The organism is Caballeronia eucalypticola, from assembly GCF_047608185.1.
Taxonomy (GTDB): Bacteria; Pseudomonadota; Gammaproteobacteria; order Burkholderiales; family Burkholderiaceae; genus Caballeronia.
This window is the reverse complement of the sequence record NZ_JBLKRU010000070.1, coordinates 1-13,820: the sequence shown is the minus strand read 5'-3', so window position 1 is coordinate 13,820 and position 13,820 is coordinate 1. Positions and strand designations below refer to the sequence as shown.

Sequence of the window (13,820 nt, the reverse complement as noted above, 5' to 3'; positions counted from 1 at the left end):
TACACGAATTTACCGAGAACCCGGATGTGACAGATCAAGACAAAAATAACGAGACACGCATGGCGAGCGATGCCCCGGTTTTATCGCAGACCGCGGCAATCTAGCCTATGTCCTGCTGCCATTGAAGAGTTTCCACGCGGCGCCGGCGCCTCCACCGACAGCATTGTCGAGCGGCTAGCTGCTCCAATCGCTGCGGATATCGAATTCGAGGCGCCGCAATCAGGCCAGTTATTCCGCGCGGCTGACTTTTCCTGATTTGCTTTCTTAACAGGCCGGCGACGCGGCTAAGCGGCTGATTCTTTTCTGCATTCTGGTTAAACCGCGCATCCCAGCACTCCCCATACAGGTAGCTCCACTACTACCCTAACTCACTGTTTTATATCGGTTTTTTCTCGAAGCACTAGCGCAAGACGCGATCCTGCGTGGCATAATCATCAAACCAAAAAACACCCCCGCAGTCACAACACCTGAAAAGACCATGGCCCAGACTCTGTACGACAAGTTGTGGAACTCGCATGTGATCCACACTGAGGACGACGGTACGTCCATCCTCTACATCGACCGTCATTTGCTTCACGAAGTGACCAGCCCGCAAGCGTTCGAGGGTCTGAAACTGGCCGAGCGGCCGGTGTGGCGGATCAGCGCGAATCTGGCGGTGTCGGATCACAACGTGCCGACTACCGACCGTTCGCATGGCATCGCGGACCCGATCTCGAAGCTGCAAGTCGACACGCTCGACAACAACTGCGACGCCTACGGCATCACGCAGTTCAAGATGAACGACTTGCGCCAAGGCATTGTGCACATCATCGGGCCGGAACAGGGCGCCACGCTGCCGGGCATGACCATTGTTTGCGGCGACTCCCACACCTCCACACACGGCGCGTTCGGCGCGCTGGCGCATGGCATTGGCACGTCGGAAGTCGAGCACGTCCTCGCCACGCAAACGCTGCTGCAAAAGAAGAGCAAGAACTTGCTCGTCAAGGTCGAAGGACCGCTGCCGCGCGGATGCACCGCGAAGGACATCGTGCTGGCCATCATCGGCAAGATTGGTACGGCGGGCGGCAACGGTTATGCCATCGAGTTCGGCGGTTCGACCATCCGGGCGCTGTCCATGGAAGGCCGCATGACGGTCTGCAACATGGCGATCGAAGCGGGCGCGCGCGCAGGCATGGTTGCCGTCGATGAAACGACCATCAACTACCTGAAAGATCGTCCGTACTCGCCGCATGGCGCGGAGTTCGAGCAGGCAGCAACCTATTGGCGCACCTTTACGTCCGATCCGGGCGCGGAGTTTGATCGCGTGGTAGAGCTGAACGCCGCCGAAATCGTCCCGCAAGTGACGTGGGGCACGTCGCCGGAAATGGTCACGTCCATCGACGGCCGAGTGCCGGATCCTGAGCGAGAAAAGGACCCGGTCAAGCGCGACGCAATCGAGCGCGCGCTGAAGTACATGGCGCTCGAACCGAACACGCCAATGCAGTCGATCAAGCCGGACAAGATTTTCATCGGCTCGTGCACGAATGCGCGGATCGAGGACTTGCGCGCCGCGGCCTATGTGGTGAAAACGCTGGGTCGCCGAGTTGCACCGAATATTCGTCTGGCGATGGTCGTGCCGGGTTCCGGTCTCGTGAAGGCGCAAGCGGAACGCGAAGGGCTCGACAAGGTATTCCTCGACGCCGGCTTCCAGTGGCGCGAACCGGGCTGCTCGATGTGTCTCGCGATGAATGCCGACCGGCTGGAGCCGGGCGAGCGCTGTGCATCCACATCGAATCGCAACTTCGAAGGGCGTCAGGGCGCAGGTGGCCGTACGCATCTGGTGAGCCCGGCGATGGCGGCGGCTGCTGCTATTGAAGGCCATTTCGTCGATATCCGCGAACTGACATGAAGCGCGTCTTCATTGTGCTGGGGTTGATCGCGGTTTTTGCCGGCGTCGCGGGCTGCAACACGGTTCACGGCTTTGGCGAGGATCTGCATCACCTCGGCAATTCGATCAGCAACGCGGCCGACAAGTAAGCGGTTTTAAAGAACGGTCAAGCAGACCAAACCGGTGACGGATCATGGAAAAATTCACAGTACATAGCGGGCTCGTGGCGCCGCTGGATCGCGCGAACGTCGACACGGACGCGATCATCCCGAAGCAGTTTCTGAAGTCCATCAAGCGCACGGGCTTCGGCCCGAATGCGTTCGATGAATGGCGTTATCTCGATGTCGGCCAACCCGGCCAGGACAATTCGCAACGCCCGCTGAATCCGGATTTCGTGCTGAATCAGCCTCGCTACAAGGGCGCGTCGATTCTGCTGACGCGCGAGAATTTCGGCTGCGGCAGCTCGCGTGAACACGCGCCGTGGGCGCTGGATCAGTACGGTTTCCGCGCGATCATCGCGCCGAGTTTCGCCGATATCTTCTTCAACAACTGTTTCAAGAACGGCCTGCTGCCGATCGTCCTGACGGATAGCCAAGTGGACCGGCTGTTCAACGAGACCTACGCGTTCAACGGTTTCAAGCTGACGGTGGATCTCGAGCGTCAGGTCGTGCTGACGGGTGACGGCTCCGAGTTTTCGTTCGAAGTGCCGGGCTTCCGCAAGTTCTGCCTGCTGAATGGTTTCGACGACATTGCGCTCACGCTGCGTCACGCCGACAAGATCAAGCAATATGAGAACGAGCGCCTCCTGAAGCAGCCGTGGCTGAACAACCGCCTCGTCGGATAAAAGCGAATAGTGCGAAGCGTACGAATCAACAAAGAAAAGGAAACACCATGAAGATTGCAGTGCTGCCCGGCGATGGCATCGGTCCGGAAATCATCAAGGAAGCCGTCAAGGTCCTGAACGCGCTCGACGAAAAGTTCGAGCTCGAAGAAGCGCCTGTCGGTGGCGCGGGTTACGAGGCGAGCGGTCATCCGCTGCCGGAAGCAACGCTCGCGCTGGCAAAAGCATCGGATGCAATCCTGTTCGGCGCCGTGGGCGACTGGAAATACGATTCGCTCGAACGCGCGTTGCGTCCGGAGCAAGCCATCCTGGGTCTGCGCAAGCATCTGCAGTTGTTCGCGAATTTCCGTCCGGCCATTTGTTATCCGCAATTGACGGCGGCTTCGTCGTTGAAGCCGGAAATTGTCGCGGGGCTGGATATCCTGATCATCCGCGAACTGAACGGTGACATCTATTTCGGCCAGCCGCGCGGCGTGCGGTCATCGCCGGATGGCTTGTTCGAAGGCGCGAAGGAAGGCTTCGACACCATGCGCTATTCCGAGCCGGAAGTGCGTCGTATCGCTCACGTGGCGTTTCAGGCCGCGCAAAAGCGCGCGAAGAAGCTGACGAGCGTCGATAAAGCCAACGTGCTCGAAACGTCGCAATTCTGGCGCGATGTGATGATCGATGTATCGAAGGAATATCCGGACGTCGAGTTGTCGCACATGTACGTGGACAACGCGGCCATGCAGCTGGTGAAGGCGCCGAAGGCGTTCGACGTGGTCGTGACCGGCAACATGTTCGGCGACATTCTCTCCGACGAAGCCGCCATGCTGACGGGTTCGATCGGCATGTTGCCGTCCGCCTCGCTCGATAAAAACAACAAGGGCCTGTACGAGCCGTCGCATGGTTCGGCGCCGGATATCGCGGGCAAGGGCGTGGCGAATCCGCTGGCGACCATTCTGTCGGCCGCCATGATGCTGCGTTACTCGCTCGGCAAGGTCGAGCAGGCCGACCGGATCGAAGCGGCGGTGAAAAAGGTGCTCGCGCAGGGTCTGCGTACCGGCGATATCGCGACACCGGACGGCCGTACAGTCGGCACGAAGGAAATGGGCGACGCGGTTCTGGCGGCGCTTTAAATCGGGTAACGTGCTTTTCCATCGGACGATTTAGTAAAAACTTCCGGTGGAAAAGCGTCTCGCGGCAGTCAGTTTTTCAAGATGGTGCCAATCGCGATATTTCATCTCGATTCGTCTCTTTTAGCGCACGAAACGCGTCGAAAGGCGTGGAACGCTCGCGCGGAGGGACGAATATGCGGGTTATCGTGTATAGTCTTTTGTCATGGCGAAGATCTCTTCAATCTCTCTGGACTCGACTTCAAGCGGCGGCTTTAGCTCAGGCGCTCGCACGACTCGTCTCGCCATTACGCTTATGAACACGCTGCCGGGTACGGTTGCGCTGTCCAAACGCATTACGAAAACCATTTCCCTCAAAACGATCACGTTCCGCTGATCGCCTGTCGTGCCCGCTCATCTTCCCCGCGCGGTCACGCCGGCGGAGGGTCTGGCCCAAGCGGGGAAATGTCCACAAAAAAGGTTAGTCATGAACGTAGGTCTCGTTGGTTGGCGCGGCATGGTCGGCAGCGTCCTGATGCAACGCATGCAACAGGAAGGCGATTTCGACCTGATCGAACCGGTGTTTTTCAGCACCAGCAATGCAGGCGGCGACGCGCCGTCATTCGCGAAAAACGAGACGAAACTCAAGGATGCGACAAGCGTCGACGACCTGAAAAAGTGCGACGTCATCATTACGTGCCAGGGCGGCGATTACACGAATGAGGTGTTCCCGAAACTGCGCGCGGCAGGCTGGAAAGGTTACTGGATCGACGCGGCTTCGTCGCTGCGCATGAAGGACGACGCGGTAATCATTCTCGACCCGGTGAACCTGAACGTCATCAAGGATTCGCTTGTTAAGGGCGGCCGGAATTTCATCGGTGGGAATTGCACGGTCAGCCTGATGCTGATGGCGCTCGGCGGCCTGTTCAATCAGAACCTGGTCGAATGGACGACCGCCATGACGTATCAGGCGGCTTCCGGCGCGGGCGCGCAGAACATGCGCGAACTGCTGCAGCAAATGGGCGTGCTTTACGGCGCGGCGAAGGAAGATCTGGCGGACCCGTCGTCGGCTATTCTCGATATCGACAAGCGCGTGCAGGCAGCCATGTCCAGCGAGCGTATGCCCATCGATAATTTCGGCGTGCCGCTGGCCGGCTCGCTGATTCCGTGGATCGACAAGGATCTTGGCAACGGCATGTCGAAGGAAGAATGGAAGGGCGGCGCGGAAACCAACAAGATTTTGGGGTTGCCGGCCATGGGCGAGCCGGGTTCGGTTCCGGTGGACGGCCTGTGCGTGCGGATTGGCGCAATGCGTTGTCATTCGCAAGCGCTGACCATCAAGCTCAAGAAGGACGTGCCGCTGGACGAATTGCACGGCATTTTGGCATCGGCGAACAACTGGGTGAAGGTTGTCCCGAACGAACGGGAAGCGTCGATGCGCGATTTGTCGCCGGCGGTTGTCACGGGTTCGCTGACGGTGCCAGTCGGCCGCTTGCGCAAGCTGGCCATGGGCGGTGAATATCTGTCGGCGTTCACGGTCGGCGACCAGCTGCTGTGGGGCGCGGCAGAACCGCTGCGCCGGATGCTGCGCATCCTGCTGGACAAGTAAAGTAAACTACGCGCCACGACGCGGTGTAGTTCAATGAAGCGTCGCGCTTGCGCGACGCTTTGTCGTTTTGCGGCGGGTTTGCTGCCTGGGTTGCTGAATTTCCGCCGCGAACTCGTCGCCGTGTTGAGATGTTGTCCCGTTTTGTTGGGTTCTTGTTTGCTGTCCACTCGCCTGGAGTTTCAATGATCGTTCGTCCGAGTCGGCCGCTTCATTCACAGCTTCGCTTCCTGAGCCGCTCGCGGCGCGCGGCGCTGATCGCGGCAAGCTTCGCGAGTGTGCTGCTCGGAACGTTCGTTTCCTCCGATGCCATCGCCCAGGCCGGCAGCGCGTCAGCCGTTCTGGATGCGTCGGCGGCATCGGCGAGCGCTGTCACGCAGTACAGCGTGAAACCCGGGCAGTCGCTTAGCGATATTGCCACCCAGATCACAGGTTCAACCGACCGCGCCACACGCGAAAAGATGGCGCGCGCGCTCTTCGACGCGAATCCCAACGCGTTCATGGGTCATGACCCAAGCCGGTTGAAGCTCGGATCGGTATTGAACGTGCCGGTGGTCGAGGACGCGGCGGTGGCTGCAGGGGCCTCTGGTGCTTCTGCGCCCGTGGCCGTATCGGCGGCGCCGGCAGTCGAGGCTAGCGGTTCGGCTGCGGTGGCGGTCGCGGCGCCGGCCGAGGGGACATCGAATGCCGTCGGCGCGGTGAACGGAGTGGCGGCTGTTGCGACGAGTGGCGCTGTTGCGCCGGTCGCGCCCAATGCATCGAGCGAGCCGAACGCGGCGTTGCCGACCTCCGAAGCTCAACCTGCGACGACTGCGAGCGCGGCTGCAGGCGCAAGCGACGTTGCGCCTGCATCGGAAGCGGTCCCGGCATTGAGCGCATCGAGCGCACCCGCTGCGACTGTCGCACCGGTCAGTGCGCCGTCAGCGACGGGTTCTACGGCGACGTCGATGAACGGGCCGATCGGCTGGCTTATTGGGGCCGTCGTCGTGATCGGCTTGTTGCTGCTCGTGATGCGGGCCGGCAAGCGGCGCCGTCTTGCAAGTGCTGCGGTTGCCAATGAACGCACGCAAGAACCATCGCCATCGTTCACGCCGCCTGAGACCGCCGTCCCGCCGCATCACCACGGATCGGCGAGCCACGCCGAAAGTCCCACGGGCGCTGCTGATCTTGACGGCGCATCGATTGAGCGCGGCCAGGGCGAGCTGAACGTGGTGGCTGCAAGCATGGAAAACTACGATGCCGCGCAGTCCTTCGACACCCCGACCGAAGACAAGCCTGTCCCCTCCGAAAGCAATGCAATAGACGACGATGCCGACGGTGCGCGAGTCACGCTGAGCGAGAGCCGCGCGCAGGATGCGGCAAGTCCGGCGCGCGATGCGGACACCAAACGCGCGCCGTTCATGCCCGGTGCGCCTGCAGCGCTTCATCGCGATTTCACGCCGCCGCGTCCGGGTGCGATTGAGGCGGCGCTGGCTGCGGAACGGGCGGCGGCTGATCGCGCCGAGGCGTTGCGCGGGGAGATGGAAGCTCGGGAGCAGGAGCTTCGTGAGGCCGCCGCGTTAGAACAGGCGACGCGAGAGGCCGAAGCACGGGAAGCGGCGACGCGGGAAACTGAAGCGCGTGAAGCTGCGGCGCGTGAGTTGGCGGCGCGCGAAGCGGAAGCGCGTGAGGTGGAAGCTCGCGAAGTTGCAGCCCGCGAAACTGCTGCGCGCGAAGCGGAAGCCCGTGAGACTGCGGCCCGTGAAGTAGAAGCCCGCGAACTTGCAGTCCGTGAAGCTGCGGCGCGTGAGGCGGAAGCCCGTGAAGTTGCGGCAAGGGAAGCAGAAGCTCGCGAGACTGCGGCCCGTGAAGCTGCAGCGAGGGAAGCCGAAGCCCGTGAAGCTGCGGCGCGCGAGGCCGAAGCCCGCGAGGCTGCTGCCCGCGAAGAAGAGGCCCGGGAACGAGAAGCGCGCGAAGCAGAAGCACGTGAAGCCGCTGCCCGTGAAGCATCGACGCACACCTCTAGCGCGCACGAAAGTGGAGAACACTCGGCATCGACCCAGCCGGCTGTACCTGACCCGGCATCAGACGATCGAAACGACGCCGAAGGCCAGTCCACCTATGACGACGAGCCGTCGCCGGCTTCGCGTTTCCCGCAGCCTAAATTCCCGCAAGAGGCTATTGAAGCCCTGAGCGCGCTCGATTTCGGCTTGCCGCCGCGTCAGGAGGCGCCCGCTCCGACCCAAGCCGCTGCACAAACCGAAGCCCCCTTAACCCCCGCGCCCGCCACGCCCCAGCCGATCGCCGACCCAGCCATCTTCGATCGTCAAAACGCACAGCACAGCCACCCTGAACCGGCCACACCCCCGCCATCCGTGAGCGAGCAAATCGAATCCGGCACGGCGGGCGCGGCATCGGTGGCGGGCCTTGGCGCATCGCGTTTCGGCCCTTTGAGCCTCGACTTCGACTACAACTCGCCATCGAGCCAGACCGAACCGCTGCCGGCCTTCACCCCCGAGCAAATCTCGACGATAGCCCGCAACAAGCTCGAACTGGCTGTCGAATACATTGAACTCGGCGATTTATCCGGTGCGCGCACGTTGCTGCAGGAAGTGATCGAATCAAACGATCCGGCCACGCGCCAACCCGCGGCCACGCTGTTATCCACATTGGCGCCGCTGTCCTGAGATGCCTGTGAAACGAATTGCATTAGGCATCCAGTACGACGGCTCGGCGTTCAGCGGCTGGCAGACTCAATCAGACGTGCCGACCGTCCAGGACGTTCTCGAACGCGCGTTGGGGAAATTCACGCAAACGCGCGTGCAGACGGTCGTCGCGGGGCGCACGGATACCGGCGTGCACGCGCTCGGCCAGGTCGTCCATTTCGATACCGAACTCGAGCGCACCGACTTCGCCTGGGTGCGCGGCACGAACGCGTTCTTGCCGCAGAGCGTCGCGGTCCAGTGGGCGCGGCCGATGCCTGACGACTTCCATGCGCGCTTCGGCGCCTTCGAGCGCACCTATTTCTACGCGCTGTACGTCCACCCCGTGCGTTCGCCGATGATCACCGGCCGGGCCGGCTGGTGCTACGCGCCGCTCGATGCCAACGCGATGCGCGAAGCCGCCGCCAGCCTGATCGGCAAGCACGATTTCACCGCGTTCCGTTCGTCGGAATGTCAGGCGAAGACGCCGGTGAAATATCTTCATCAAATCGATATTGTCGAGCAGGGCGATTTCATCCACTTTCGCTTTCGGGCGAACGCGTTTTTGCACCATATGGTGCGCAACTTGATGGGATGTTTCGTCGCAATCGGCCGCGGCAAACATCCGGCGTCATGGATGGCGGAATTGCTGGAAGCCCGAGACCGCAAGCGCGCCGCGCCCACGTTCATGCCCGACGGCCTGTATTTGGCCGAGGTCGGCTATCCTGAGAACTTCGCAGTGCCCGCGCCGCGCTTGGGCAGCTACCCGTGGAGCGCGGTCTGGCAGGACAACAAGAACGAGACTAAGCAACGAGACAAAGCATGAGTGACGGCATGAACAACGACTTACGCAACGATTTGCGTCGGACCAGAATCAAGCTGTGCGGATTATCAAAAACGGAAGACGTCGATACCGCTGTCGCGCTCGGCGCCGACGCCGTCGGTTTCGTGTTCTATCCGCCGAGCCCGCGTTCAGTGAGCGTGGGGCAGGCTATCGAACTGGCGGAGCACGTGCCCCCGCTCGTCTCGGCGGTCGGTTTGTTCGTCAACGCGACGCCGGAATGGATTCGGGAGGTGACATCGAACGTGCGCTTATCGTTGCTGCAATTTCACGGCGATGAAACCCCGGCCCAATGCGAGGCGCTTGCCGAAGTGGCCGGTTTGCCGTGGTGGCGCGCTGTGCGGGTAGGGCCTGATGCCACCGCGCGCGATTTGGTAGAATCATCTCTTAAATATTCAGCAGCCAGCGGCTTGCTCCTCGACACCCTTGTCGACGGCTACGGTGGCGGTGGAAAGGTATTCGATTGGTCACTTATCCCAACAGATCTCGGGCATCGGGCCGTTTTGAGTGGTGGGTTGAACGCGCAAAACGTCCTTGACGCCATCCGGCGCGTGCGCCCTTACGCAGTCGATGTCTCCAGCGGCATCGAAGTAGCGGGGGCGAAGGGCGTGAAAGATCACGCCCGAATGGCGGCGTTTGTACGTGCGGTGCGCGAAGCAGACGCCGGATGATCCAGATGGGAACCTACGTGGGCAAGCGCAACGCTGCCACGTATCGAGAGAGTGACACATGTACAACTTACCAGACGATCGGGGCCATTTCGGTCCATATGGCGGCACATTCGTATCTGAAACGCTGATCCATGCACTCGATGAACTTCGCGATGCATACGCTGAATGCAGCAAGGATCCGGCGTTTATCGCGGAATACGAGTACGAGCTGAAGCACTATGTGGGGCGTCCATCGCCGATCTATCACGCCAAGCGCTGGAGCGAGATGCTCGGCGGCGCGCAAATCTTCCTCAAGCGCGAAGATTTGAATCACACCGGCGCGCACAAAGTTAATAACGTCATTGGCCAGGCGCTGCTCGCGCGCAAGATGGGCAAGCCGCGGGTGATCGCGGAAACGGGCGCCGGGCAGCACGGCGTTGCCACGGCGACCATTGCCGCGCGGTTCGGCATGGAATGCGTGGTCTACATGGGTTCGGAAGATGTGCGGCGCCAAGCGGCGAACGTGTATCGCATGAAGCTGCTCGGCGCGACCGTCGTGCCGGTCGAATCCGGTTCGAAGACGCTGAAAGACGCGCTCAACGAAGCCATGCGTGACTGGGTGACGAACGTGGAAAACACGTTCTACATCATCGGTACGGTGGCGGGGCCGCATCCTTATCCCATGATGGTGCGCGACTTCCAGCGCGTGATCGGCGATGAATGCAAGGTCCAGATGCCCGAAATGACGGGTCGCCAGCCGGATGCGGTGATCGCGTGTGTTGGCGGCGGATCGAATGCGATGGGCATCTTTTATCCGTATATCGAAGATAAAGAGGTGAAGTTGATCGGCGTGGAAGCAGCTGGCGATGGGATCGGCACCGGTCGTCACGCGGCGTCGCTGATCGGCGGAAGTCCGGGCGTCCTGCACGGCAACCGCACGTATCTGCTTCAGGACGAAAACGGCCAGATCATCGAGACGCATTCGGTTTCAGCCGGGCTGGATTATCCCGGCGTCGGCCCGGAACACGCGTGGCTGAAGGATGCGGGCCGTGCCGAGTACGTGGGCATTACCGACGAAGAAGCGCTGAAAGGTTTCCACGATTGTTGCCGGATCGAAGGGATCATTCCCGCGCTGGAATCGAGCCATGCACTCGCTTACGCCGCGAAGCTCGCGCCCACGTTGCCGAAAGACAAGCTGCTGCTTGTCAATCTGTCAGGCCGTGGCGACAAGGACATGCATACGGTCGCCGAGCGCACCGGCATCACGTTCTGAGCCCCCAGCCGATGCGCGATGAAATCGATCATGCAAGCGCGCACGGCGCTGCCGGTGGTGACGTCTCCAATGGCGTCCACGGCAGCACCGAACGCGGGATTCATTTGCATCACCGCGATTTCTTGACCGATGCAGCGAACCTCCCGGACGGCTCGATCGACTTGATCGTCGCCGATCCACCGTACGGCTTGGGCAAGGATTACGGCAACGACTCGGACATGCGTTCCGGCGATGCCTTTCTCGACTGGACCTACGGTTGGCTTGAACTGGCCATTCCGAAGCTCAAGCCAAGCGGTTCGCTTTACATTTTTTGCACGTGGCAATATGCGCCGGAGATCTTCGTGTTCCTCAAGCGCCGCCTCACGATGGTCAACGAGATCGTGTGGGACCGGCGCGTGCCGAGCATGGGTGGAACGGTGCGCAGATATACGTCGGTGCACGACAACATCGGTTATTTCGCGGTGTCGAAGGATTACTTCTTTGATCTCGATCCCATTCGCATCCCCTACGACGCAGTGACGAAGAAGGCGCGTTCGCGCAAATTGTTCGAAGGCAGCAAGTGGCTGGAGCTCGGTTACAACCCGAAGGACGTATGGTCGGTGTCGCGACTGCACAGGCAGCACGCCGAGCGCGTGGATCATCCGACGCAAAAGCCGCTTGAGATTATCGAGCGGATGGTTCTGGCGAGTTGTCCGCGTGGCGGCCGCGTGCTCGATCCGTTCATGGGCAGCGGCACGACCGCCGTTGCCTGTGCGCGTCACGGGCGCGAGTTCGTTGGCTACGAGATCAACGCCGACTATCACGCGATTGCCGAAAAACGGGTCGCGGAAACGCGTTCCGTTGGGATTCAGGCTGAACCGGGCACTGCACACGCAGACCCTGCCGTTGACCGAGCGAACGCCGCTTAGCACGCTCAAAAGTCACTACTAAAAAACGCTAAAAGGCGCGTATCGCGCAAAGAGATTAATTCATGTCCCGTATTAAAAGCACATTTGCGGCGTTGGCCGAGCAGGGCAAGAAAGGTTTGATCCCGTTCATCACGGCCGGGGATCCGAACCCTGAGCAAACCGTCGAACTCATGCACGCGCTCGCCAAGGGCGGCGCGGACGTCATCGAACTCGGCGTGCCGTTTTCCGACCCGATGGCCGATGGTCCCGTCATCCAGCGTTCGTCCGAGCGCGCGTTGGCGAAGGGCGTCTCGCTGAAACATGTTCTCGCTGACGTGAAACGCTTCCGCGAAACCAACACAACGACCCCGGTAGTCCTGATGGGCTATGCCAATCCGATCGAACGGATGGGCACGGAAACCTTTGCCAAAGCGGCGAAGGACGCGGGCGTGGATGGCGTTCTGGTCGTCGATTACCCGCCGGAAGAGTCCGTGGAATTCAGTGCATCGATGCGCGCTGCCGGCATCGATCCAATCTTCCTGCTTGCGCCCACGTCGACCGATGCACGCATTGCAGCGGTCGGCAAAGTGGCGAGTGGATATGTCTATTACGTGTCGCTGAAAGGCGTGACAGGTTCAGCAAATCTGGACGTAGCCAGCATCGCGAGTAAAATCCCGGCCATCAAGGCGCATGTTGCGTTGCCGGTGGGGGTGGGTTTCGGCATTCGCGACGCTGCGTCGGCGAGGCTGGTGGCCGATGTCTCGGATGCCGTGGTGATTGGCAGCCGTCTCGTGCAACTGCTTGAAGAAGCGCCGCCGGAGAAGGCGGCCGAGATGCTGACGCGGTTTATCGCTGAAATTCGCTCTGCGCTCGATTCTGCAAAATAACCCGTTATTGCGGCCCGGAGGGATCAAATCCGCTCCAAATGGCCGCAAAACACGAGAAAATAGGAAGAACATACGATGAGCTGGCTCGACAAATTGTTACCGCCGAAGATCAAGCAAACCGATCCTAAAAGCCGCAAGGGCATTCCGGAAGGGCTGTGGATCAAGTGTCCGTCGTGCGAAGCGGTGCTGTATCGCAATGACGTCGAGGCAAATCTGCATGTCTGCCCGAAATGCAGCCATCACATGCGGATTGGCGCGCGCGAACGGCTGGACGGGCTGCTTGATCCGGAAGGCCGTTATGAAATCGGCCAGGAGATCCTGCCGGTCGATGCGCTCAAGTTCAAGGACAGCCGGAAGTACCCGGACCGCCTGAAAGAGGCGATGGAAGATACGGACGAAACCGACGCCATGGTCGTCATGGGCGGTGCGATCCACACCATTCCTGTTGTGACCGCCTGCTTCGAGTTCTCGTTCATGGGCGGGTCGATGGGGTCGGTTGTCGGCGAGCGTTTTGCTCGCGGCGCGCGTAATGCGCTCGAGCAGCGCACACCGTTTATCTGTTTCACGGCGTCGGGCGGCGCGCGGATGCAGGAAAGCTTGCTGTCGTTGATGCAGATGGCCAAGACTACTGCCATGCTGACGAAGTTGGCCGAAGCCAAGCTGCCGTTTATCTCCGTTCTCACCGATCCGACGATGGGCGGCGTGTCCGCTAGTTTTGCGTTTTTGGGCGATGTGGTGATTGCTGAACCGAAGGCGCTGATCGGGTTTGCGGGGCCGCGTGTGATCGAACAAACGGTGCGCGAGAAGCTGCCGGAAGGGTTTCAGCGTTCGGAATTCCTGATCCAGAAGGGTGCTATCGACATGATCGTGGATCGGCGGAAGATGCGCGAAGAAATCGCGCGGTTGATTGCACTGTTGACGCTGCAGCCGGCTGATGCAGTAGCCTAAGGCTTTCGTTTGCACTCGGGGTTTGGGTTTGGTGTCGGGGTTGATGCTGGGTTGCTGCTTTCCAGGTCTTTGCGCGTTCGGTGTTAGCTGTTTTCTTTATCACTATTAGCCACTGCGCGTGGCGGCGCGTCATTTCTTTGTCCAAAGCGACAAAGAAACGAAGCAAAGAAAACGCTTTCACCGCTCTACCCTAAGTGTCCACAGCGTGCAGTTTCTATTCATGGGTGCCCCAAAAGCACGGTGCT

General features: G+C 60.7%; 12 protein-coding genes. All 12 read left to right on the top strand.

Annotated features, from left to right (window positions below):
• The first annotated feature begins 478 nt into the window (after nt 1–478).
• The 12 genes from leuC to accD all read left to right on the top strand — a co-directional run bounded on the left by leuC (nt 479) and on the right by accD (nt 13,575).
• The gene (gene leuC / locus ACMX25_RS38005) at nt 479–1,888 is read left to right on the top strand and encodes a 3-isopropylmalate dehydratase large subunit (protein ID WP_414955007.1); all 1,410 of its coding nucleotides are present in this window, start codon (nt 479–481) and stop codon (nt 1,886–1,888) included.
• Nucleotides 1,885–2,016, top strand: a complete 132-nt coding sequence (locus tag ACMX25_RS38000) for an entericidin (RefSeq protein WP_414955006.1) — start codon at nt 1,885–1,887, stop codon at nt 2,014–2,016. The genes leuC and ACMX25_RS38000 overlap by 4 nt, the downstream gene beginning before the upstream one ends.
• Nucleotides 2,017–2,060: 44 nt before the next feature.
• Complete coding sequence (gene leuD / locus ACMX25_RS37995; protein ID WP_414955005.1) at nt 2,061–2,711, top strand: 3-isopropylmalate dehydratase small subunit; 651 nt, start codon at nt 2,061–2,063, stop codon at nt 2,709–2,711.
• A 47-nt stretch (nt 2,712–2,758) separates the two neighbouring features.
• On the top strand, nt 2,759–3,826 hold the full coding sequence (leuB, locus tag ACMX25_RS37990; RefSeq protein ID WP_414955004.1) for a 3-isopropylmalate dehydrogenase: 1,068 nt from the start codon (nt 2,759–2,761) through the stop codon (nt 3,824–3,826).
• Between the two features lie 463 nt (nt 3,827–4,289).
• A complete protein-coding gene (asd, locus tag ACMX25_RS37985) occupies nt 4,290–5,411 on the top strand; it encodes an aspartate-semialdehyde dehydrogenase (protein ID WP_414955003.1) in 1,122 nt (373 codons plus the stop codon).
• Between the two features lie 182 nt (nt 5,412–5,593).
• A complete protein-coding gene (locus tag ACMX25_RS37980; RefSeq protein WP_414955002.1) occupies nt 5,594–8,074 on the top strand; it encodes a FimV/HubP family polar landmark protein in 2,481 nt (826 codons plus the stop codon).
• Between the two features lie 7 nt (nt 8,075–8,081).
• Nucleotides 8,082–8,915 (top strand): tRNA pseudouridine(38-40) synthase TruA, encoded by an 834-nt coding sequence (truA, locus tag ACMX25_RS37975; RefSeq protein WP_414955001.1) that lies wholly within the window; start codon nt 8,082–8,084, stop codon nt 8,913–8,915.
• A gap of 8 nt (nt 8,916–8,923) precedes the next feature.
• The gene (locus ACMX25_RS37970; RefSeq protein ID WP_414955000.1) at nt 8,924–9,601 is read left to right on the top strand and encodes a phosphoribosylanthranilate isomerase; all 678 of its coding nucleotides are present in this window, start codon (nt 8,924–8,926) and stop codon (nt 9,599–9,601) included.
• Between the two features lie 58 nt (nt 9,602–9,659).
• The gene (trpB, locus tag ACMX25_RS37965) at nt 9,660–10,853 is read left to right on the top strand and encodes a tryptophan synthase subunit beta (RefSeq protein WP_414954999.1); all 1,194 of its coding nucleotides are present in this window, start codon (nt 9,660–9,662) and stop codon (nt 10,851–10,853) included.
• A gap of 11 nt (nt 10,854–10,864) precedes the next feature.
• On the top strand, nt 10,865–11,761 hold the full coding sequence (locus ACMX25_RS37960; RefSeq protein ID WP_414954998.1) for a DNA-methyltransferase: 897 nt from the start codon (nt 10,865–10,867) through the stop codon (nt 11,759–11,761).
• Between the two features lie 62 nt (nt 11,762–11,823).
• On the top strand, nt 11,824–12,627 hold the full coding sequence (trpA, locus tag ACMX25_RS37955) for a tryptophan synthase subunit alpha (RefSeq protein WP_414954997.1): 804 nt from the start codon (nt 11,824–11,826) through the stop codon (nt 12,625–12,627).
• A 75-nt stretch (nt 12,628–12,702) separates the two neighbouring features.
• Nucleotides 12,703–13,575: an acetyl-CoA carboxylase, carboxyltransferase subunit beta gene (gene accD, locus ACMX25_RS37950; RefSeq protein WP_062086303.1), complete on the top strand. Its 873-nt coding sequence runs from the start codon at nt 12,703–12,705 to the stop codon at nt 13,573–13,575.
• The last annotated feature ends 245 nt before the right edge of the window (nt 13,576–13,820 follow it).

Bases quoted from the DNA above. Each gene is read 5' to 3' on its own strand.
- trpB (WP_414954999.1), top strand. From the start codon at position 9,660: ATGTACAACTTACCAGACGATCGGGGCCATTTCGGTCCATATGGCGGC.
- ACMX25_RS37980 (WP_414955002.1), top strand. From the start codon at position 5,594: ATGATCGTTCGTCCGAGTCGGCCGCTTCATTCACAGCTTCGCTTCCTG.
- ACMX25_RS37960 (WP_414954998.1), top strand. From the start codon at position 10,865: ATGCGCGATGAAATCGATCATGCAAGCGCGCACGGCGCTGCCGGTGGT.
- leuD (WP_414955005.1), top strand. From the start codon at position 2,061: ATGGAAAAATTCACAGTACATAGCGGGCTCGTGGCGCCGCTGGATCGC.
- ACMX25_RS38000 (WP_414955006.1), top strand. From the start codon at position 1,885: ATGAAGCGCGTCTTCATTGTGCTGGGGTTGATCGCGGTTTTTGCCGGC.
- leuB (WP_414955004.1), top strand. From the start codon at position 2,759: ATGAAGATTGCAGTGCTGCCCGGCGATGGCATCGGTCCGGAAATCATC.
- asd (WP_414955003.1), top strand. From the start codon at position 4,290: ATGAACGTAGGTCTCGTTGGTTGGCGCGGCATGGTCGGCAGCGTCCTG.
- trpA (WP_414954997.1), top strand. From the start codon at position 11,824: ATGTCCCGTATTAAAAGCACATTTGCGGCGTTGGCCGAGCAGGGCAAG.
- leuC (WP_414955007.1), top strand. From the start codon at position 479: ATGGCCCAGACTCTGTACGACAAGTTGTGGAACTCGCATGTGATCCAC.
- ACMX25_RS37970 (WP_414955000.1), top strand. From the start codon at position 8,924: ATGAACAACGACTTACGCAACGATTTGCGTCGGACCAGAATCAAGCTG.
- accD (WP_062086303.1), top strand. From the start codon at position 12,703: ATGAGCTGGCTCGACAAATTGTTACCGCCGAAGATCAAGCAAACCGAT.